The following is a 21,173-nucleotide window of genomic DNA, read 5'->3' as shown; positions in this document are numbered from 1 at the left end:
TAGAAATTTACTGTTTCTTTTAGAAAATAGACATACTTTGCTCACATTTCTTCACTATACTATATCTCAGATAGTTGATGAACCATTCAAAACTATCTCCCCCCTCATTATGAAAGAGCAGCCCGCATATCCGCGGGCTGTTCTTATTTTTTGTCTTTTTGCACCCCACCTAACGTAAATGCCGCCTGCGGTCGGGGAAAATATCCCGACCGCAGGCGGCCTCACAATCTACCGTGGAATCACATTACTCTTCCGCAGCTTCAATTGCTGCAGTCTCGATAATAAATTTCACGCTTCCATCCATTCCATTTGCCTTACCACTGTAAGAAGTATAAGCACATTTATCCGAATTCAGCGCCTGAATCCGATCCAGTACATCTCCCAGATCATCCTCAAAGGTACTCTTCAGCTTGCTGGTACCCTCTTCTTCAAACTTCTTCGTACCGTCAGCCAGTTCTTTCGCCCCATCGGACAGCTCGTCAATACCATCAACAACCTTGCTGCTTCCCGATTTCAGATCAGAAGCTCCGCTTGCCAGAGAAGAAGTTCCATTTGCCAGTGTAGAAGCTCCGCTCGCCAGCGTAGATGCTCCGCTTGCCAGCGTAGATGCTCCGCTGTTCAGTTCAGAAGCTCCGCTTGCCAGGGAAGAAGTTCCATTTGCCAGTGTGGAGGCTCCGCTTGCCAGCTGGGATGCTCCGCTTGCTACCTGAGAAGCACCGCTTCTTAAGCTTCCGCTGTTTGCAGAAAGTTTTGCAGATCCATCGCTTAACTGGCTTCCCAGCTGTCCAAGACCTGCGGTCAGCTGTGTCGTGCCGCCCTGCAGAGTCGTAACGCCCTCAACCAGAGCCGGTGCATTTGCTTTCAGCTGGCTTGCGCCGGAAAGCAGCGTATCATTGTAAGCACTCAGCTGAGTAAATCCTGCGTTCAATGCATTGATGCCTGCTGTTGCTTTTGCAAAACTCTCATTTGTGCTGCTGTACAGCTGGCTCACACCTGCGGACAGAGTATCGATGCCCTTGTACAGAGTGCTTCCGCCTGCATCAAGCTGTGCCACACCTGCGGTCAGTTTCTGCATTGCACCAAGATTCTGCTCAACAACTGCTTTATTATCGGTGATGGTCTGCATCTGTTTCTTCATGGTCTCAAGCTGCGGCATCAGAGCTGCAACCGTCTTCTGCAGATCACTGTACTGGCTCTTGATGTCGCTCATCTTCTGCTGCATTGCTGCAAGACCGGAGAGATCCGGGCGCTCGATTTCGAAGTTCAGTTCCGGAAGGGTAATCTGCGGAGCTGTAACCGGAGTAACCGAAACGGTTCCGGCGGAAGCGGAAACGCTGACACTTCCGATCTGGTTTCTTGCTTTACTTAAGGAATCGGCAAGCTCTGTATTTCCAGCGCTCTTAGCTGCGGAAATCTGTGCATCCAGTGTAGCTGCTGCTGCAGAGAGCTGATCATTTGCCTGTTTTGCTGCATCGGCGGATGCCTGGCTTGCTGCTGTATCAGCTGCGCTCTGTGCTGCTGCTGTTGCTTCCTGGTTCAGCTGTGCTGCTGCTCCGTCTGCCCATGCCTGAACCTGTGCTGCCATCTGGGTTCCCATCTGCGTTGCCTGATTCGTGATCTGTGCCTCCAGACCGCTTAAGTAGCTCTCAAGTCCTTTGGACAGCGTATCCATCTGGCTCATCAGCTCGTTGCCGTTTGTCATCATGCTGTTGACAGATCCTGCGATTGTGGTGTTCAGAACCTCGGAGAGTGCCTCGGTCTCGGAGATCAGGGTAGAACCGGTGCTGGTCATACCGTCTACCATCGTCAGAAGGCTCTGTACATCGGTGCTCTGCAGCTGCTCGTTCAAACTGGTCAGTCCTTCGGAGAGTTGTTTTGCTCCTGCTAAAATATCATTCTCATCTTTTCCGTCGAGTGCCGCGTTCAGTGTTGCGATTGCACTGTTTACCTCGGTCAGGCCGTCTGCCAGAGGCTGAAGCTGCTCAGCGCCTGCTGCAAGCTGTTTCTCGCCTGCTACATAAGAAGCAACGCCGTCGGACAGCTGTGTTGTTCCGTCGGTATACTGTTTTACGCCTGCAACGACTTTATTCACACCGTTTACATACTCGGTTACGCTTCCAGTCAGCACACCGTTCTTTCCAAGATACGTCTGGATTGCTTTATTCAGGGTATCAGCGCCCTCGGTGTAGGAGTTTACGCCGCTTGCCAGGGAAGAAGCTCCGCTGCTTAAGGTGGATGCTCCGTTGGACAGGGTAGCTGCTCCGCTGTTTAAGGTAGAAGCTCCGCTGTTCAGAGTAGAAGTTCCGTTTGCCAGAGTCGATGCTCCGCTTGCCAGTGTGCCGGCTCCGCCTGCCAGTGTGCCGGCTCCGCTGTTCAGCTCGTCAGCGCCGTCTTTTAACGTTCCGATACCGTCATCCAGCTCTTTGTAGCTGTCTTTTAAAGTATCCACACCATCGGAGAGTGCCTTGGAACCGTCAACCAGTTCCATTGCAGCATCCTCAAGATCACTCAGTGCATCCTTCAGATCATCGTATCCGGTGATGTTGTCGGTATTGATGGTGTCGAGAACATCGTCAAGTGCAACGGTGAAGGTAGAATCCAGAGAGAAGTTCTCCACATCTGCAGTGATCTCCAGGCTTTCCGGCAGTTCGAAATCGCTGTCACCGGATACCAGATCTTCAAGGGAATCGGAATTTAATCCCAGGCTTTCCTGCAGGCCCGGCATACCAAATCCGATTACGATGTTTCTGCTTCCATCGGAAATGACTTTACCATTGTCGATCTTGACATTGGAGAAAGTATCCTGCGGAAGAATCATTCCGGTCATCAGGACGAATGGGGTGTACATCGTCTCTTTCTTGCCATTGATGTCAACCGTTGTCTTTGTGTTGTTTGTATAGTCAACTTTGATTTTCAGTTTTCCGCTCTTTCCGGCCAGGTCATCCGGTTTGATTTCCTTGCCGTCTAGATAATAGGTGAACTTCACGGAAACCGGAGGCTCTTTTGTGGTTGTTCCCTGATAATAGATATCCTCGCCGTCTGTCTGCCAGGTCAGCTTGTTTCCGCTCTGGGTGAACTCCTCGTCGCCCTTTACGTTTTTGATGTCCTTCAGTTCACTCTCATCTTGCAGGTTCTTTTCCGTTCCTGCGTTCTTCAGCCAGTTGGATACGGTAATCTGATCTTCCGATCCGTCTGCATTTGCATTTACATATACGGTTTCTTCTTTGGAAACCGCTGCGTCCTCTCCTGTCGCTGCATAAACCGGAGCAGCTCCCATAACAGCAGCCATACCAACAGCAAGACCAGACATCATCTGTTTTCTCAGTTTTCTGTTTCTATTCATTGTGATAAACTTCCTTTCTGTGGTTTTTATAATGGTTTTTTATGATGAAATCCAGGATCATAAGAGAAGTAAAACCCGCTCGGAGTAAGATACTGCGGGATACTGTTTCCCTCAGATCGAGGATGTTTTTCCTATGCCTTTCAATCATCTAATGTTATAACGCAAAAATGACTCTTAGTCAACATTAAATACTGCACAAAATTGACGATCGGTCATTTTTTTCTTCGTGCATAGTCACAAAAATGAGAAAATTAGTCATTTTCCCTTTGACAGTTTCCATGTATTCTAACTATAATTGTAGTTAAGTAAATGACACATGATGTGATATTTTTCAGGAAAGGAGACTCTCTGTGGGAAAAATTGACAACAACAAACAAATGAAACGTGAGTCCCTTCTGGACTCTGCTTTCTCACTTTTTATCAACAACGGCTTCAGTAAAACATCCATTTCGGATATCGTGAATAACGCCGGCGTTGCAAAAGGTACCTTCTATCTTTATTTCAAAGATAAGTACGATATTCGGAATCATCTGATTGCACATAAGGCGAGTCAGGTATTTCAGGCCGCCTACTCAGATCTGCTGCGCCACCCGGATATCCATGATTTTGAAGAGCAGGTGCTTTTTATCACCGACAATATCCTCGACCAGTTTGCCGCCAACCACAGCCTCGTGACGCTTATTTCCAAGCATCTGAGCTGGGGATTCTTCAAAAATTCTCTTACCTTTGCTCCGTTTGCCGACACGCCGGCCATCTACACTATCTATGAATCTCTGCTCTCTCATGCAGCATATACGTATCGTTCACCGGAGCTGATGTTCTATATGATTCTGGAGCTTGTAAGCGGTACAAGCTACAACGCTATCCTGTACCAGCAGCCGGTTCCGCTTGAAGAACTAAAACCGGAGCTTTACGCTGCCATCTGTGGCATTTTCAAACAGTTCCGGATCCGTAAGAAACGAAAAAACGCGGAAAATGCAGGCGCGGATCCCGCCTCACTGTTCTCGTAGAAAAGAAAGAATCCTGCTACGGCAGGATTCTCCGCCTGCGGCGGGTCGCTTTGGCGACATAATTCCACTCCGCCGCAGTGCGATCCTGCCCGGAGGGCTTTTTTAATTTACAGGAAAATTCAACGAAGTTTCCTGTAAATCAAAAAATACTTTCGCGGAATCTTTTCAAAAGAAACCACGAAAGTATTTTTTATTTTTCTCTTTGCCTATACCTGCTGTTCCAGATACTCACCAATCCGCTGTTCCATCACAGGCACCAGCCACTCGGCATAGCCGGCCTTCATCGGATGAATCGGATCCTGAAGATACAGTTTTCGTTTTTCCGGGGAAACACGGTTGATTCGTTCGTCATTCCAGAAATCGATCACACCGATCTGCCATTTTTCCTGAATTTTCAGAAGCGCCTCTACCATCTTCGCGTACGGCTCGGAATCATACTGTGGATTCGTATAGAACATCACCGGGCAATGCCACGTTTCTTTTGCATATGCAATGATATACTCAATCGCGCCGCAGACAGTTTCGACATCGAAGCTCTCCAGATCGCAGGATTCCGAAATTTCACCGAGCGGGCTGTTGCGTGTTGCATCGTTCGTGGACAGCTGGCAGATAAAAAGATCCACCTGTTGCTTTGGATCAAGCTTGTCGCGCATACGCTCGATGTAGGAATCCTCACCATTATCAATCAGCGTGGTTCCGTTGACCGCTTCTTTGATGCAGGTACAGCTGTCTTTCTTCGCTATGTACTCCGCAAACGAATTGTTGTGGGCAGCAAAGCCCTTCGTCACGGAGGATCCCAAAAATACAACTGTTTTTCCTTTTAACGGACTTGTTTTTTTAAACGGAATACGGGAAACATCGTATCGGACGGAATTTCCCTTTTTAAAATAACCTGTTTTCTTATTCATGCTATATATGCCGCCGACAGCTAAGGCTGCGCCTCCCGCGGCCAGGATTCCGGCTATTATTTTTGCATCCATCGCAAAACCTCCATTATCTGATTCAATACCACTTCACAGATCCTGTCGGATCTTTTTTTCGAATACCCCTATCTTACATCATTTTTCTGAAAATGCAAGTAAACTTTGTTGTCGATTTTGTTCCGATTTTGTTAACAAAATACGGATTTTCTGTGTTCTGGTCGAATTCTGATCGATTCCGGCGATTTTTTTATTCTCTTTCCCTCAAAAACCATTGACTTTCAAGTGCACTTAAATGATATATTAAAAGCAACGTAATTACTATTCTTTCTGTACTTCCAGAGTCCTTCCACGCCTGCTTTACGAAAACCTCTGCGAATACAGAAGCATTGCAAAGGAGAAAATTCTACTATGAAAGAAACAATTTTAGGCAATCACCTGCGAAAAGTTCCTTCCATTGCAGTCGGATGCATGCGGCTTTCCGAAAAATCGAAGGACGAGATGAATCATTTTATCCACTCCGCTCTGGAGCAGGGCGCATATTTCTTTGATCACGCGGATATCTACGGCGGCGGCATGAGCGAGACTGTGTTCGGTGAGGCATTTTCCGGCGATCCGTCCCTGAAACGGGAGGATATTTTTCTCCAGTCCAAATGCGGCATCCGCCAGGGCTTCTATGATCTGTCGAAAGACCACATCCTGGAATCTGTCGATGGTATTTTAAAACGTCTGCAGACGGATTACCTCGATCTTTTGCTGCTCCACCGGCCGGATGCGCTCGTAGAACCAGAAGATGTAGCTGCCGCCTTTGATGTTCTGTTTGAGAGCGGAAAGGTCCGCCATTTCGGTGTTTCCAACCACAAGCCGATGCAGATTGCACTGCTGCAGAAATATGTCCGCCAGCCACTCGTTGCCAATCAGGTACAGTTCAGCATTCCGGTTTCCAACCTTGTTGCAAATGGCATGGAAGTGAACATGGAAACACCGGGTTCGGTTGACCACGATGGCAGTCTGCTCGATTACTGCCGTCTGCACGATATTACCCTGCAGGCATGGTCTCCGTTCCAGATGCCATCATGGAAAGGATGTTTTCTTGGAAGCGACGAGTACCCGGAACTGAACCGGAAAATCCGTGCACTGGCCGAAAAATACAGCGTCAGTGATACCACGATTGCGGCAGCGTGGATTCTGCGCCACCCGGCAAATATGCAGCTTGTCACAGGTACGGCAAGCGAAAACCGCCTGAAAGAGATTATCGCGGCATGTGCTATTACGCTGACGCGGGAAGAATGGTATGAGCTGTATCTGGCGGCAGGCCATCCGCTTCCGTAAGTTTTTCTGTCCGCCTGCCCATATGCGGAACAAGGCTAAAATCCCCTTTTCGGATCCGTGATTGATTTATAACATCGGAAAAGCATTCCTTTGGATCTTATCGATCTTCTGGAATGCTTTTCCCTTTTCCTTTTCTTTTTTCATGCAGCTATCTGCAATCCGCATTGGCTGCCTGCCCATAACCAAATAACTGCTCCGCAGTTTATCAGAAGAAGCTTGCATTCCTCCTGATACAGGCAAGTCCCCAACCACTGCTTATTACTTTTCGTACTCGAAGCAGGTGACTTACTTGATTCGGTTAAATCAGATCTCTCCCACCAGATATCCCTGTTTTCCGTTGCGCAGGAAGATCGGCAGTGTTTCGATCGGCGCCTCGATTTCGTAGGCTTTTCCGCCCTCATAAACATCACCGGTATTTGCCAGCGTCCAGGACGCACCGGCCGGCAGATAAACGGTACGGCTCGTTGCTTTTGCCCGGACAATCGGTGCTACAAGGATGTCGGAGCCGAACATGTAAGCATCGGAGATGTCCCAGCATGCTGCATCTTCCGGGAACTCATAGAACATCGTTCTCATGACCGGTGTTCCTTTTTCGTGTGCTTCTGCCATCAGGCTTCTCGTGTAATCGCGCATTTTTTCGCGGACACCGATGAATTTTGTCAGGATTTCATAATTTTTCTCTCCGAAGCTCCATACCTCGTTGTCAGCTCCGGTTCCCTCACGCACTTCGCCAGCCTTGTTGATGATCTCTTCTCTTGGTCCCCGGTTTCCGTGAATACGCATAACCGGGCAGAAGGTGCCAAACTGGAACCAGCGCACAAGCAGCTCCTGAAAGTCCGGATCTTCGGTCACACCGCCGTGGAATCCACCGATATCAGTCGTCCACCACGGAATACCGCAAAGTCCCATATGAAGACCTGCACAGATCTGTTTGCGGAAATCCTCGTAGGTTGAGAAAATATCGCCGGACCACACAAGGGCTCCGTATTTCTGGCTTCCGAGCCATGCGCAGCGGACGAGGTTGACAATATCCTCCTGGCCGCTCTCTTTCTGGCCCTCGTAGAACATACGGGAATACTCTCTTGGATAAATATTTCCGATCTCTTCCACCGGGCCTGCGGCGTAGCGGTAGCACTCGTACTCATAGGTTGAAAACTCCGGCTCTGCCTCATCCAGCCAGAAGGTGTGGATGCCGAGATCTGCATAATTTTTCTTTACTTTCTCCCATACATACTTTCTTGTTCTCGGATTTGTTGCATCCAGGAAGACATTATTTCCATGGAACAGCATCTGTACATCAACACCTGCGTTGCTCTTCACAAGGAGTCCCTGCTGTTTCATTTCTTCGTAATTCTCGCTTCTCCAGTCGATCTGCGGCCAGATGGAAACCATCGTCTCGATGCCCATCTCATGCAGCTCGTCGATCATTGCTTTCGGATCCGGGAAATATTCTTCATCAAAACGATAATCACCGCATCTTGGCCAGTGATAATAGTCGATGACAAAGACATCCAGCGGAATGCCGCGTTTTTTGTACTCGCGTGCCACATTCAGTACCTGCTCCTGATTGTAGTAGCGCAGTTTGCACTGCCAGAAGCCAAGGCCGTACTCCGGCATCATCGGAACTTTACCAATGGCATCTGCAAAGTGCTCTTCAATTTCCGCCGGGGTATCACCTGCGGTTACCCAGTAGTCGAGCTGCTTTGTGGTGCGTGCCAGCCATTCCGTTGTGTTTGTTCCGAAATGAACCTCACCGACTGCTGCATTGTGCCACAGGAAGCCGTAGCCAAGGCTCGATACATAAAACGGAATGCTCGCCTGCGAATTGCGGTGCGCCAGTTCCAGGTTGCATCCCTTCAGGTTCATTCGCTCCTGCTGATACTGTCCCATACCGTAAATCTTCTCATCCGGGTTGGAATCGAAGGATACTTTTAGCTGATAAGCGCCGCCCTTTAATGCACGGTAATCGTGTGCGCGCAGGCAGAGCGCTCCGCCGTTCGCAATCTCAGAGAGCAGCACCTCGCCCTTCTGATTCAAGAACGTAATCCGAAGCTTCTGTCCCCACGGCTGAAGCTCGAGAACCGCCTGGATTTTACCGTTTTTGATCGTCGCTTTCAGTTCATCCACCAGCTCAATTTCCGCTTCCACCGGTTCCGGATCAAGCAGTGCAATGCTTCCCTCTTCTATCTCCGAAAGAAGCGTACCTCTCACCCGAAGACTGTCCTTCTGCCACGGCTCCACCCGGACCGTCTCCCCATCCTGCCGGAAAATCAGCGCATTTCCCTGTTTCTCAAAATACTGCATAAAAACCTCCCTTTCCAGAACCCGCCGTTCCAAACGCATGCATGGGCTCTGCTCTTTTCGTTTGCTTTCTACTTAGCATTATACTAACATTTCCGGCAGAATACTTGATCTTAATTTTCATGTTCTAACACTATTTTGATCTTTTTCAATTATTTCCCATTGAAATAAAGCTCTTTCTTAAGGAATCGGAATTCGCCTTTCCCCTGCGTCCGTTTTTCAACGCAAAGAACCCCCGGAGCCATTACAGCCCCGGGGGTTCTCAGTATTTCATTTATTATGCAAGCTTCAAAGTATTAACCTTAACTCCAGGTCCCATAGTAGGAGCCAGAGTAACGCTCTTCAGGTACTGTCCCTTCAGAGTAGCCGGTTTTGCTTTGTTGATTGCACCGATCAGCGTCTGGAAGTTGTCGCTTAACTGCTCCTCAGTAAAAGAAGCTTTTCCGATTGGCACGTGGATAATGTTTGTTTTGTCAAGACGATACTCAATCTTACCTGCTTTGATCTCTTTAACGGCTTTGGTAACATCCATAGTTACGGTACCAGCCTTCGGGTTTGGCATTAAACCTTTCGGTCCAAGTACACGGCCCAGACGACCAACAACACCCATCATATCTGGTGTAGCAACAACAACGTCGTAATCAAACCAGCCATCGTTCTGGATTCTCGGGATCAGCTCCTCAGCTCCAACGAACTCTGCACCTGCTGCAACAGCCTCATCAGCTTTTGCGCCTTTAGCGAAAACAAGTACACGAACCTGTTTTCCGGTACCGTGCGGCAGAACAACTGCTCCACGGATCTGCTGGTCTGCGTGACGTCCGTCACAACCAGTTTTGATGTGAACTTCGATTGTCTCGTCAAATTTAGCAGTAGCTAATTTCTTAACTGTGGAAATAGCATCTGCCGGATCGTACTGAATGCTACGATCAACTGCTTTTGCAGCCTCTAAATATTTCTTACCATGTTTCATTGTCTAATAACCTCCTGGTGGTAGTTGCGGGAATCTCCCTCCCACGTCAATACGAGAAGATGTAAACTCTTCTTCTAAATTAGTCCTCTACAACGATACCCATACTTCTTGCGGTACCTGCGATCATGCTCATAGCTGCCTCAACAGTTGCTGCATTCAGGTCTGGCATCTTCATCTCTGCGATCTCACGAACTTTGTCCTTAGAGATAGTAGCAACTTTCGTTTTGTTCGGAACGCCGGAACCAGATTTCAGGTTGCAGGCTTTCTTAAGCAGAACTGCTGCCGGAGGAGTTTTGGTTATGAAGCTGAAACTTCTGTCTGCATATACAGTGATAACTACAGGGATGATCAGGTCTCCCTTATCTGCTGTTCTTGCGTTGAACTCTTTGGTAAACTGTACGATGTTTACTCCGTGCTGTCCAAGTGCAGGTCCAACCGGTGGTGCTGGTGTTGCTTTACCAGCAGGAATCTGTAATTTGATATATCCTGTAACTTTCTTTGCCATTTTACGGCACCTCCTAAATAAATGTGGTAATTGCGGGAATTTCCCTCCCACGAAACGCCCCTGGGGCATTTCTTACATCTTCTTGACTTCTGCGAAACTTATTTCTACCGGCGTTTCGCGGCCGAACAGCTCAACATTGATGGTAACCATCTGTTTTGTATCGTTGATACTCTGAATCAGTCCGGTTGTATCCTTCCATGCGCCGCCTGTTACAACGACTGCATCGCCAACTTCAAGGTCAAGCTCAACCTTTTCCTCACCACCGGTGATTCCAAGGTTCACCATTTCCTCATCCGTAAGCGGTACCGGCTTGGATCCCGGTCCGACGAAGCCCGTAACACCTCTGGTATTGCGGACAACATACCAGGTATCGTCGTTCATGATCATGTTGATCAGAACGTAGCCCGGAAACAATTTCCGGAGTACCTGTTTCTTGGTTCCGTTCTTGACTTCAACAACTTCTTCCATAGGAACACGTACTTCCAAAATCTGATCCTCAAGATGACGGTTCTCAATTGTTTTCTCAATATTGGCTTTTACTTTGTTTTCATAGCCCGAATAGGTGTGGACTACATACCAGTTTACTTCTGACATTCTGACACCTTTATCCTTATTTGATCAATAAATTGACGAACTCGATTACAGCGCTGTCAACCAGGGTGATTAACCCGCAGGTTACTGCAGAGATCGCTACGACTGCAACGGTCTGCTTGCCCAGCGTTTTGTTGTCAACCCAGATGATTTTTCTGAACTCTGCTTTCAAGCCCTTGAACCAGCTCTTTTTGGATGCTTTTTTTTCAGTTTCTGCCATTGGATCACCTCTTACCAAAGATTATTTGGTTTCTTTGTGCATTGTGTGCTTTTTGCAGAATCTGCAGTACTTCTTTGTCTCCATTCTCTCAGGATGGTTCTTTTTCTCTTTTGTCATGTTGTAATTACGCTGTTTGCATTCAGTACATGCCAATGTGATTTTTACGCGCACGACTTCCACCTCCACTGTGTATTTGCGTTATCGCTTGTGATCCTTGCGGATCAGCGGCGGTCTCTTCATTTCTGCCCTGTTTTTGCTGCTCGTACTTCAGCAATTTCAGGCATAAAAAAAAGACCTTCTTCCATGTCGCTGGTTTATTGTAGCACAGGAACTGCCTGTTGTCAACAAAATTCACCAAAGTACGCTGAGATTTTTTATCAGGATCGTATCGTTCACCGGTGTCCGGCGAACTGTAACACCCTGTTTGTTCGAGACGATTCCGGACAGGAAATGATTCTGCGCGCAATTTTTCCTGCGCGCAGAACCATTCTCTTATTCTTTCCCTGAAAAAGCCTTACGCATCCGATCTGGAATACGCGTTTTTCATCTGGTTGCTGAGTTCAAAGAGTACCTTGTGCAGTGTTGCACCCGTCTCTTTTTTCAGCATTTCAGCGATTTTGTTGTTTGCTTCTTCTCTCAATTGTGTCTGTTTTGTTTCGTCTGTCTCCCCTGCAAGTAGCGCATCGTATTGGTGGATCAGTGCATGGCCTTTTGCCATCACCTTTTCCTGATACCGCTCAATGTGAAAGATAGAAGACTTATAGGATGCATCTGCCATTGCTGCCACCATGCGGCTTGCCCAGTAGAAGTTATCTGTGGAAACCTCTCCCGTTGTGTTGGAAAGATACTCCGGTGTTGTCGTCACATCGGTGTAGAACGGAACCAGCACATTGAATGTATTTGACGCAAATGCAATCCACTGCAAAATGCCGTTGTCTCCTTTGTGATCCGGGCGCATCTGGATGACAGAAAGGAAATCGGTCCGGTTGACACCGATGGAGCGATATGCTCCCTTCCACGATTTATCGCCGTATGCGGCATACGGGTCGTACGGTGTTCCCTGATAGTGGGAGGACAGTACGTATTTCACATCCTCTACGGTGATCTTCTTCTCCGGAACCATCATCCACGGAATATCGTCGGATACCGGTGTGTAATCGGCATCCGGTCCGTCCCATTTTTTCGTGTGCGGGTTCAGACAGCGCTCCATGAACCAGGCACGCGGTGTATTGTAAACGTGATCGGAATCATCGTGGCTTCCGAAGGCATCGCGCGGATTAAAATTTCCATCCATAGAAAGATCCAGATGATATGTTTCAATAAATTCTTTCAAGTCTGCTGAGCACATATATTCCTTCTGTTCGCCGAGTGCATCCTCCAGATCAAAATGGTCGATGCCAAGCTGGTTCGGCATGGCCACATAATGGTCATCCGGCACTTTCACTGCCATCCAGTGATGGCCGCCGATCGTCTCCAGCCACCAGATCTCATCGTGGTCCTGAAATGCAATGCCGTTCATCTCGTATGTACCGTACTGCTCCAGCAGGCTGCCAAGTCTTTTGACACCTTCTCTGGCGCTTTTAATATAAGGAAGAACAATATAAACGAGGTCCTCCTCGCCGATTCCGCCCGGAACCTCTTCTTTTCCGTCTTCCGCCGGCTGATAAACGACAAGCGGATCAGCACCCAGCACACGCGGATTCGATGTGATTGTCTCGGTCGCAGTCATGCCGACCTGCGCTGCATTCACGCCGCTTGCCGCCCAGACACCCTCGCCTTTTTCTGCGTTTGGCACTGCAGTGTACCGCATCGGATTGTCCGGAAGCTCAATGGTCAGATGAGAAATCTCGGTTTTATAGGTTCTCGGCTGATCCTCCGGGTGAATCACTACAAATTTTTTCGATGTATAATGGCCTGCACCAGAATCGTCGTTTCGCGCGATCATGGTGGAACCGTCATACGATGCTTTCTTTCCAACTAAAATGGTTGTACAAGGCATAGCTATAGCCCTCCTTTTGCTGTCTTATGCTTCCGATTATGACATCTTCAGCTGCGATTTGCAAGCACCATGTTATCTGTCGTTTTCTTCCTTTTTCACAAAATAAACCGTATCAATTCCTTCTCCCCTGTCATCCTTCAGCCGCCGGACAAGACTATATCCCAGCTTGTCCAGGATATGCTCCTGGGCCCCGTTCGTGGACCAGGTACGGAGAGTAATCCGGCTTCCCGGAAATTTTGCTGCGATATCCTTTTCTGCTTCTGCATACATTACCTCCGAAATTCCCTGTCCGCGGTAATCCGGCCAGACGCAGAGGGTGGTCAGATAGCAGGAATCCGGATATGCTTCCAGATTCTCACAGTTAAAGTGATCCTTCCAGGTCATAAAGGCCCGCACGACTCCCTCTTCCTTCCACAGCACCACATGCTGACTGCAGATATTCTCCAGATATTCTGCAATTCCATCCGTCTTTTCTTCTGTCTCGGCCCAGTTCGTCTGGGATGTACTGTTGCGGTGGGAAAGCGGCGGAACGAAATCCTGATCGCACAGCTCCAGCAGCTGCCGGATTTCCTCTTTCTCTTTTCGATCCTCTATCCCGTCCCTTACAACGACTCTGCTCTCGCAGCACATCCACGGAAGCCGGCATACGAGTGCTACGGCTGCACACATGCCATCTTCTACGCTGGCGGCATCGAGCCATTCTTCTCTGGTATGCGCTCCCCCGCCCCGGCAGAAACCGACGCAGATAGCAGGAATATGCCGCGACAATGGGATATTACAGTCTGTGGATGCTTCAGAGCATACCGCCTCTTCCCCATCGGCTGCCTTCAGCGTTTTCTGTGCGCACCGCGTCATACGTGCCATCTGGACAGGATCGGTTTCTCTTGCGCACGGCCGCTTTCCGACGAGCTTGCAGGAATACTGTACCTCCTCACTCTGGCGTGCTGCTATGGTCTCCTCCAGATATGTTTCGCAGGCTTCCAGGCTCCTGTAATCCTCCGAACGGAATTCAAACAGCATGGAGGCATCCTGCGCAATCGTATTAACAGAGGTTCCTCCCTCTATTTTTCCCACATTGTATGTTGTATGAGATGCTGCATCCGTCTGAAAACGGTAAAGCTCTCCGATCAGGCCCGCAAGCTCTGCAATAGCATTTTTTCTTCCGAAATTCAGGAAGGAATGACCGCCCTTTGTTTTTGCCGAAATCCGATACCGGACAGACCCGATGCAGATGGGATACATTTTATCCCGATACAGATCAAAGGCTGCCATTCCGCACAGATTTTTTTCATAATGGTCGACAAGCGCGCGAACTCCGCACAGATTGCCAAGCCCTTCTTCTCCAAGATCCGCTGCAAAAATCAGACCGCATGGAAGCTCCGGCTCTGTCTCATGAACGTATTTTGCCGCCATCAGAAGCATCACAACATTCACGGTATCGTCTGTGATGCCGGGACAACGCCAGATCATTCCGTCTTCTTTGATCTCCAGCGGCTCCTCCAGCGAAAACACGGTGTCCAGATGCGCCGTATACAGAACCTTCTTTTCCTGTTCCGGCCGATACTCCCAGATTACATTTCCAAGCTCATCCGTATGAACCGACTCCATGCCCTGCTGTTTCATCCATTCCATGCAATATGCGATTCTCTGATCTTCTTTTCCCGTTTCCGTCGGGGTCAGTGTCAGCTCCCGCAGCGTCTGCAGCGCAAGTTCTTTGTTGTTCCGGCAAAAGTTTCGGTATTCTTCTTCTATTTCCCATTTTTTACGCATGAAGTACAATCCTTCCTTCTTTGTATTCCCATTCTGTTCCATATCTCTTGCTCACGCGGGTGAGATATTCTGCAATTTTTTCTGCTGTTTTTTCGTCTGCCACGTACGGAATATTTTTTTCTGCCTTTTCCCTGTCCATACCAAGCTCGACCGGCAGAAGCTCCAGATGTGTGCATTTCCCCTGACAGATCTCGAAGTACGGCAGCACACTCCGATAGACCTCCGGAATTTCGTAGAGGGAATGTGAGGACTGCTCCTGCCGCCTGGCGATTCCGATGGATGCTGCCGTGTGAATATTCAGACCATATTTTTCCATGTAGTCCGCAGGCAGAAGGCGTACATACTGATTTTCAAAAATAAAATTTCCGAGGCAGTAGAAAATCGGACAGTCATGATACAGTTCGATTCCCTTCAGCTGATGCGTTCCGCCCCCGATCACCGCGCTGGCGCCCGCATCGATACAGGCGTGTGCAAATTCCTCCAGAAAATAATCCGCTTCCTCGTCATTGTCCTTACGGATTTCATGGGAATGTACCATAACCAGGACTGCCTCACATGTCATCTTCGCTTCCCGGATTGCATCGACGGTGCGTTTCACATCGATCGGATTCGGGCTGGAGCTTCTTCCCTCTGTTCCGTCCTTGCTGATTTCAAACATTTTCCCGCCAAATTCCATGACACCCTCGGAAAGCGGAGCTATAAATCCCTCCTGCCGGTGCAGATCCCGCAGTCCGTTGATTCCGGTCACCTCTGCAATCTTTGCAAGATCCTGCGCATGTTTCTCCGTAATGGTATATTTTTCCGAAAAGCGCAGCGGATTTAAGCCCGGCCTGCCAGGCTGCCGTTCCGTCTGGCTTCCCGCCCTGGCTGCATTTTCAAAGGTAGAACAGATATCAATCACCGCAATCTGTCCCGCTGTTGTGTCCAGAATGGCAGGACGCGATGCTTCGTAAAGATTTTTGCCTGCTCCGGCATATGCCACATCCTTTTTTTTCAGTTCGCTGATCGTAGATGCAAGTCCTTCATAGGAATAATCCATCGTATGATTATTCGAAATCCCAAGAAAATTAAAACCGTAACGCAGGGTATCTTCCAGACACTTCGCATCTGCCGTCAGCCATGTTCCGCCGGAATACGCCGATGCGTAACAGCTGCCGTCCGATATCGTCGTTTCCAGATTCGCCATCCGAACCTCTCCCTGCATCAGAAATTCGCGAATCGGCAAAACATCCTGATATCCCGGCAGAAGCCGTTTCATAATCAGAATATCACCTGCCGCCGATACTCTTATTGTTCTGTTCATTCTTTTTTGCCTCCCGAACGATTCCTGCTCTCTGCTTTTAGAATCGCATTCTTATCCATTCTTATTTTTTCGTAACGGTTCAAAAGTCCCATCCCGGTTTTTCTTTCCTTTTACATGGTTCCAAATCGTTACCTTTTCTCTCTGTATCTGCCGCTTCTTTCTACCAGATCCGCAAAAAGGCGGTTCATCTCCGGCGCTGAGTGGATCAGCCCTTCCGGATGCCACTGTACGGCCACAATCTGTCCGTTGCGGCTTTCTATCGCCTCGATGGTTCCATCCGGCGCCGTTGCTGAAACCACGATGTCCTCTCCCGGCGTACGCACTGCCTGATGATGCATGGAGTTTACCGCATGGGTTCCCGCCCCGAGAATTTCTGCCAGATGGGTTCCCTCTTTAATTTCCACATGGTGATGCAGATAAGACCGTTCCAGGGACTGCAGATGCAGAATTGTGGTTTCCTTCTGTGTATAGATATCCTGGTACAGATCACCGCCGCACAGGACATTTAAAAACTGAATTCCTTTGCAGATGCCAAGCATAGGCATTCCCATCTCTTTTGCTGCCCGTCCAAGTGCAAACCACGCCTCGTCGATCTCCGGGCGGATGGTCTGGATCTGCGGTTTTGGCTCTTCTCCATAATACCACGGATTTAAGTCCTCTCCGCCGGGAACCAGAATTCCGTCGCACACAGCAAGTATGCCTTCCGGATCCGCTTTCATGGCAACTGCCGGAATTGCCATAGGAATTCCGCCGTTGTTCAGAACTGATTCGATATAATCGCTGTTGACATACATTCTCTCCGCGCTTGAAAAAAGTCCCGGCTGTGTTTTATACGTATTTCCCAAGATTCCAATGATCGGTTTTCTCACTTGTAAACTCTCCTTTTTTACCAGATATGCCGAAAACGGCTTCACCTTTCCTGTGAACCCGCTTCCGGCATGCTTTTTCTTTCGTTATCGAATATTTTACAGTACATCCTGATGGCAGATATGACGGATCTTTTCCTCATCTAAAGCACGAATGACATTGGCTGCCATTGCGCTTGCTGCCTCCAGGTCTTCTTTTGCGCAGAAATTGTAATGGCTGTGCGCATAGCGGGATGGAACACCAAGCACCAGACACGGAACTGCTTTTCCTGTCACGCTGATTTTTGCTGCGTTTGTGCTTCCGCCTCTTCTTACGCTCTCCTGGTATTTAATTCCGCATTTTTCTGCTACTTCCTCAGCCAGTGAAATAAACTGCGTATTGGAAATATAGCTGTTGTCCAGAATACGAATCTGAACTCCCTTCTTCATGCAGCCCTGTGCCTGTCCTGCGCTGATGAAAAAGTCATCGGAAGGAGATCCCTCAAATACAATGGCAAGGTCCGGTTTTACAATCTGGCTTGTTACCACAGCACCGCGGGTTCCGACCTCCTCCTGTGCTGCAAAAGCGCCGACAACATTAACCGCAAGAGAAGCCTGCTCCTTTTCCAGCTGTTTCATCGTATCTACGATGCATGCGCAGCCGGCCCGGTTGTCAAATGCTTTTCCGAAGCAGATCTCATGCTCTGCATCGTATTCAAAGGTTACATCCGGCATCATCGGATCACCGATATGGATTCCGAAAACATTTTCAACCTCCTCGCGGCTGGTTGCTCCGACATCCACATACATTTTTTCAATTTCCAGAGTCTGACTGCTGCGTTCCGCTGTTGTCATGAAATGAACCGGTTTTGCGCAGATAATACCATGTACCATTTTTCCGGATCTGGTGCGGATCCATACCGCATGTGCCGGAAGGCTGGTCAGATGAAAGCCGCCAAGCATGATAATGCCAAGGCATCCGTTGTCCTGGATATTCTGTACCATGAAACCGCATGCGTCCAGATGGGCATCCAGCTGGATGACCGGACGGGAATCCTGCTTTGTTCCCGGCATCCGCACATACAGGTTATTCATTGCGTCATTTTCTACATCAAATTCTTTGCAGTAATCTGCTATGGTACGGATGACATCCTCCTCGAATCCACTTGGTCCAAATGCATCGGAAAGCTTACCAAACATTTCTATATCCATTGTTTTATCCTCTTTTCTTTGGGTTTCTGTCAGATTTATATTCTTAATATACAACAAAGCAATGTGCTGTGACAATATCCATCCAGCGATCTGTCTCCAGCTTATTTGTGAAGGTATCTACCTTCTGCATTCCCGGATAAAACGACATCGTGTACGCTTTTTTCCAGTCTTTATAGGTTACCTCATATGTAAAGTGCTCCGGAAGAGCCACCTGACACTCTTTTTTCTGTCCGGCAACTGCCTTTTTTACCCCTTCCCGGATTTCGGATATCACTTTTCCTTTCGCTTTGCACCACGTTGCCGCACCGACACCATGCTTCGTTTCCACTGTCGTAATGCCCGGAATCAGTTCTTTGGCCTGACGGCAGATCTCTTCATCTCCGGAAAGGAACAGCACCGGTACGTGATGTGATGCTGCTGTATAGCTGTTCAGCATGCACTCACTCATCACTTTTCCATTCAGATGAATATACAGGCTGTTTCCTGTCGATGTGTGGCTGATCGAAAAATTGGGATCTCCTGCCGGTGCATGGTATCCAAGATACAGTACGCCGTCATAGCTGTCGTCGATACCATACATCATATTATACGGATGACCACTCTTTCCCCGGATCAGGGTGACATACTCCGGCATTTTCAGCGGGTCAATGTTGGATGCATCTCCGTGACCGTCCTTTACGACAATCTCATCCGCGCCCGCTTCATGTGCTGCTTCGCATGCCGCAACGACCTCTTCGGTCATCTCCTCTGCAAATCTCTGGTATACGCTTTCCTTCTTATGTGTTTCATCGGTCAGTGCCACTCCGGCACAGCCCTCGATATCTGCACTGATAAAAAGCTTCATTTCTGCTGTTCCCTTCTTTCTTTATCATAAAGATGACAATATACGTAATGTCCGTCATCCACTTCATATCGCTCCGGTGCCTGTGTTTTGCAGCATTCCATGCATTTTGGACATCTGGTATGGAATTTGCAGCCTGTCGGCGGCTTGTGGGCGGATGGGATGCTTCCCTCAAGCAGAATTCTTTCTCTTTTTGCCGTCGGATCCGGAACCGGAACTGCGGAAAGCAGTGCCTGCGTATACGGATGCATCGGATTGCTGTAAATTTTCTCTTTTTCTCCGACCTCCACGAAATTGCCGAGATACATAACACCGACACGGTCACTGATGTATTCCACAACGCTCAGGTCATGTGCAACAAAAATATAGGTCAGATCCAGGTCATGCTTCAGTTCATTTAAAAGATTCAGAACCTGCGCCTGAATAGACACATCCAGTGCCGAAACCGGTTCGTCTGCGATGATCAGAGACGGTTCTACCGCAAGTGCACGGGCAATTCCGATTCTCTGACGCTGACCGCCGGAAAATTCATGTGGATAACGGTTTGCATGGTAGTCATCCAGTCCTACCCGGTGCAAAAGATCCAGCACTTTCTTTTCCAGATCCGCTTTATCCTGATACAGATGATGCACCAGCAGCGGCTCTGCAATGATATCAAAAACGGACATTCGTGGATTCAGGGACGCATACGGGTCCTGAAAAACCATCTGTACTTTTTTCCGGATGGAACGCATTCTCCGGTCATTGTACTCTGTAATATCTTCTCCATCCAGATACACATGGCCCGATGTCAGATTTTCCAGTTTGCAGACCCCTCTTCCCAGTGTGGATTTTCCGCAGCCGGACTCGCCTACAATTCCGAATACCTCGCCTTTTTTCACCTCAAAGGTAACTCCGTCTACCGCTTTGACGAATTCCTTTTTCCCAAATCCGCTTCCGGCAACCGGATAATAAATTTTCAAATCCTCTACTCTAAGTAATGTATCCGACATCCTAGTCACCTGCCTTCTCTACGTGATCTGTTTTGAGCTGTCCGCTTTCGCAGAGCCAGCATCTGCTGATATGGCCTTCCTCGATCTGGAAAAATCCCGGTTCTTCCTCGCGGCATTTTTCCGAAGCGTATGGACATCGCGGCTCAAATTTGCAGCCTTTCGGCATATATTTCGGGTTTGGAACGTTACCCGGAATCGACTTCAGTTCTTTTCCGGCGTCTCCCAGTCTCGGAATCGATCCCAGCAGTCCCTTCGTATACGGGTGGGACGGATTGGCAAAAATTGTTTTTACATCTCCGCGCTCTACCACGCGGCCGCAGTACATAACGGCAACATCATCGCAGACCTCTGCAACAACGCCAAGATCATGTGTAATAAACAGGATGGATGTACCCGTCTCTTTTTTCAGCTGATTCATCAGATCCAGTATCTGTGCCTGAATCGTTACATCCAGTGCGGTCGTCGGCTCATCCGCAATCAGGATTTCCGGCTTGCATACAAGTGCCATGGCAATCATGACCCTCTGTCTCTGGCCGCCGGAAAGCTGGAACGGATACTCCTTCATCATATGCTCCACACGCGGAACACCGGTTTTCCGGAGCATGTCCTCTGCCTTTTTCAGTGCCTCTTTTTTTGATATTTTTTCGTGCTGCAGAACGCATTCTGCCACCTGGTCCCCAATCTTCATGACCGGGTTCAGACTGGTCATCGGTTCCTGGAAAATCATGGAAATTTTGCTTCCGCGCAGCTTTCTCTGCTGTTCCTTCGTCAGCTTTACAATGTCATCGCCATCCAGCAGGATTTCGCCATCAGCAATTTTTCCTTTCGTTCCGGCCAGTAATCCCATCACAGAGAGGGATGTCACGCTCTTTCCACTTCCCGACTCGCCTACGATGCCAAGCGTTGCGCCGCGTCGAAGCTCCACATCGACACCGTCTACTGCTTTGATCACACCGCCATCGGTATAGAAATACGTATGTAAATTTTTTATCTCAAGTACGTTATCAGTAGCCACTTCT

18 protein-coding genes are annotated in these 21,173 nt (G+C 48.6%); 2 read left to right on the top strand and 16 right to left on the bottom strand.

Annotated features, from left to right (window positions below; genetic code table 11):
* Positions 1 to 244: 244 nt before the first annotated feature.
* Entirely contained in the window at positions 245 to 3,343 is a 3,099-nt protein-coding gene (locus tag DW915_RS07205) for a hypothetical protein (protein ID WP_118741856.1), read from the bottom strand.
* Between the two features lie 350 nt (positions 3,344 to 3,693).
* Here DW915_RS07205 and DW915_RS07200 point away from each other — a divergent pair, with 350 nt between their 5' ends.
* Complete coding sequence (locus DW915_RS07200) at positions 3,694 to 4,353, top strand: TetR/AcrR family transcriptional regulator (RefSeq protein ID WP_117509909.1); 660 nt, start codon at positions 3,694 to 3,696, stop codon at positions 4,351 to 4,353.
* A 206-nt stretch (positions 4,354 to 4,559) separates the two neighbouring features.
* On the opposite strand, the gene DW915_RS07195 is transcribed toward DW915_RS07200, so the two are convergent.
* Complete coding sequence (locus DW915_RS07195; protein WP_117805061.1) at positions 4,560 to 5,333, bottom strand: SGNH/GDSL hydrolase family protein; 774 nt, start codon at positions 5,331 to 5,333, stop codon at positions 4,560 to 4,562.
* Between the two features lie 351 nt (positions 5,334 to 5,684).
* On the opposite strand from DW915_RS07195, the gene DW915_RS07190 reads away from it, so the two are divergent.
* Positions 5,685 to 6,605 (top strand): aldo/keto reductase, encoded by a 921-nt coding sequence (locus DW915_RS07190; protein WP_117761719.1) that lies wholly within the window; start codon positions 5,685 to 5,687, stop codon positions 6,603 to 6,605.
* Between the two features lie 303 nt (positions 6,606 to 6,908).
* On the opposite strand, the gene DW915_RS07185 is transcribed toward DW915_RS07190, so the two are convergent.
* From DW915_RS07185 to DW915_RS07120, 14 genes are all read right to left on the bottom strand, one after another.
* On the bottom strand, positions 6,909 to 8,909 hold the full coding sequence (locus DW915_RS07185; RefSeq protein ID WP_118741855.1) for a glycoside hydrolase family 31 protein: 2,001 nt from the start codon (positions 8,907 to 8,909) through the stop codon (positions 6,909 to 6,911).
* Positions 8,910 to 9,183: 274 nt separating this feature from the next.
* A complete protein-coding gene (gene rplA, locus DW915_RS07180) occupies positions 9,184 to 9,876 on the bottom strand; it encodes a 50S ribosomal protein L1 (protein WP_022463246.1) in 693 nt (230 codons plus the stop codon).
* 79 nt (positions 9,877 to 9,955) lie between these two features.
* The gene (rplK, locus tag DW915_RS07175) at positions 9,956 to 10,381 is read right to left on the bottom strand and encodes a 50S ribosomal protein L11 (protein WP_022463245.1); all 426 of its coding nucleotides are present in this window, start codon (positions 10,379 to 10,381) and stop codon (positions 9,956 to 9,958) included.
* Between the two features lie 72 nt (positions 10,382 to 10,453).
* On the bottom strand, positions 10,454 to 10,975 hold the full coding sequence (gene nusG / locus DW915_RS07170; protein WP_022463244.1) for a transcription termination/antitermination protein NusG: 522 nt from the start codon (positions 10,973 to 10,975) through the stop codon (positions 10,454 to 10,456).
* A gap of 16 nt (positions 10,976 to 10,991) precedes the next feature.
* Positions 10,992 to 11,192, bottom strand: coding sequence for a preprotein translocase subunit SecE (gene secE, locus DW915_RS07165; protein ID WP_022463243.1), 201 nt, complete (start codon positions 11,190 to 11,192; stop codon positions 10,992 to 10,994).
* A 21-nt stretch (positions 11,193 to 11,213) separates the two neighbouring features.
* A complete protein-coding gene (gene rpmG / locus DW915_RS07160) occupies positions 11,214 to 11,363 on the bottom strand; it encodes a 50S ribosomal protein L33 (RefSeq protein WP_055219257.1) in 150 nt (49 codons plus the stop codon).
* 343 nt (positions 11,364 to 11,706) lie between these two features.
* Positions 11,707 to 13,191 carry a C69 family dipeptidase gene (locus DW915_RS07155; RefSeq protein WP_118741854.1) on the bottom strand — a complete coding sequence of 495 codons (1,485 nt, stop codon included), beginning with the start codon at positions 13,189 to 13,191 and terminating at the stop codon, positions 11,707 to 11,709.
* A gap of 72 nt (positions 13,192 to 13,263) precedes the next feature.
* Complete coding sequence (locus DW915_RS07150; RefSeq protein ID WP_158554999.1) at positions 13,264 to 14,961, bottom strand: M20/M25/M40 family metallo-hydrolase; 1,698 nt, start codon at positions 14,959 to 14,961, stop codon at positions 13,264 to 13,266.
* Entirely contained in the window at positions 14,954 to 16,264 is a 1,311-nt protein-coding gene (locus DW915_RS07145) for a CapA family protein (RefSeq protein WP_118741853.1), read from the bottom strand. Before DW915_RS07145 ends, DW915_RS07150 begins: the two co-directional genes overlap by 8 nt.
* A gap of 128 nt (positions 16,265 to 16,392) precedes the next feature.
* A complete protein-coding gene (locus DW915_RS07140) occupies positions 16,393 to 17,133 on the bottom strand; it encodes a gamma-glutamyl-gamma-aminobutyrate hydrolase family protein (protein WP_118741852.1) in 741 nt (246 codons plus the stop codon).
* Positions 17,134 to 17,229: 96 nt separating this feature from the next.
* Positions 17,230 to 18,321, bottom strand: coding sequence for a M42 family metallopeptidase (locus DW915_RS07135; protein ID WP_055265634.1), 1,092 nt, complete (start codon positions 18,319 to 18,321; stop codon positions 17,230 to 17,232).
* A 43-nt stretch (positions 18,322 to 18,364) separates the two neighbouring features.
* Positions 18,365 to 19,165, bottom strand: coding sequence for a M55 family metallopeptidase (locus DW915_RS07130; protein WP_055219245.1), 801 nt, complete (start codon positions 19,163 to 19,165; stop codon positions 18,365 to 18,367).
* Positions 19,162 to 20,154 carry an ABC transporter ATP-binding protein gene (locus DW915_RS07125; RefSeq protein WP_055219243.1) on the bottom strand — a complete coding sequence of 331 codons (993 nt, stop codon included), beginning with the start codon at positions 20,152 to 20,154 and terminating at the stop codon, positions 19,162 to 19,164. The genes DW915_RS07130 and DW915_RS07125 overlap by 4 nt, the downstream gene beginning before the upstream one ends.
* Before the next feature lies 1 nt (position 20,155).
* On the bottom strand, positions 20,156 to 21,169 hold the full coding sequence (locus DW915_RS07120; RefSeq protein WP_117761727.1) for an ABC transporter ATP-binding protein: 1,014 nt from the start codon (positions 21,167 to 21,169) through the stop codon (positions 20,156 to 20,158).
* Positions 21,170 to 21,173: the final 4 nt, after the last annotated feature.

This window comes from Blautia sp. AM42-2, assembly GCF_003480245.1.
Lineage (GTDB): Bacteria > Bacillota > Clostridia > Lachnospirales > Lachnospiraceae > Fusicatenibacter > Fusicatenibacter saccharivorans.
The sequence above is the reverse complement of the archived record's forward strand: the minus strand, read 5'-3'. Positions and strand labels throughout refer to the sequence as shown.

What these genes read in the sequence shown, in the direction of transcription:
- DW915_RS07150 (WP_158554999.1), bottom strand. Translation starts at nt 14,961, where the DNA reads ATGCGTAAAAAATGGGAAATAGAAGAAGAATACCGAAACTTTTGCCGG.
- rplK (WP_022463245.1), bottom strand. Translation starts at nt 10,381, where the DNA reads ATGGCAAAGAAAGTTACAGGATATATCAAATTACAGATTCCTGCTGGT.
- nusG (WP_022463244.1), bottom strand. Translation starts at nt 10,975, where the DNA reads ATGTCAGAAGTAAACTGGTATGTAGTCCACACCTATTCGGGCTATGAA.
- DW915_RS07125 (WP_055219243.1), bottom strand. Translation starts at nt 20,154, where the DNA reads ATGTCGGATACATTACTTAGAGTAGAGGATTTGAAAATTTATTATCCG.
- DW915_RS07135 (WP_055265634.1), bottom strand. Translation starts at nt 18,321, where the DNA reads ATGGATATAGAAATGTTTGGTAAGCTTTCCGATGCATTTGGACCAAGT.
- DW915_RS07130 (WP_055219245.1), bottom strand. Translation starts at nt 19,165, where the DNA reads ATGAAGCTTTTTATCAGTGCAGATATCGAGGGCTGTGCCGGAGTGGCA.
- DW915_RS07185 (WP_118741855.1), bottom strand. Translation starts at nt 8,909, where the DNA reads ATGCAGTATTTTGAGAAACAGGGAAATGCGCTGATTTTCCGGCAGGAT.
- DW915_RS07155 (WP_118741854.1), bottom strand. Translation starts at nt 13,191, where the DNA reads ATGCCTTGTACAACCATTTTAGTTGGAAAGAAAGCATCGTATGACGGT.
- DW915_RS07190 (WP_117761719.1), top strand. Translation starts at nt 5,685, where the DNA reads ATGAAAGAAACAATTTTAGGCAATCACCTGCGAAAAGTTCCTTCCATT.
- DW915_RS07195 (WP_117805061.1), bottom strand. Translation starts at nt 5,333, where the DNA reads ATGGATGCAAAAATAATAGCCGGAATCCTGGCCGCGGGAGGCGCAGCC.
- DW915_RS07145 (WP_118741853.1), bottom strand. Translation starts at nt 16,264, where the DNA reads ATGAACAGAACAATAAGAGTATCGGCGGCAGGTGATATTCTGATTATG.
- secE (WP_022463243.1), bottom strand. Translation starts at nt 11,192, where the DNA reads ATGGCAGAAACTGAAAAAAAAGCATCCAAAAAGAGCTGGTTCAAGGGC.
- DW915_RS07205 (WP_118741856.1), bottom strand. Translation starts at nt 3,343, where the DNA reads ATGAATAGAAACAGAAAACTGAGAAAACAGATGATGTCTGGTCTTGCT.
- rplA (WP_022463246.1), bottom strand. Translation starts at nt 9,876, where the DNA reads ATGAAACATGGTAAGAAATATTTAGAGGCTGCAAAAGCAGTTGATCGT.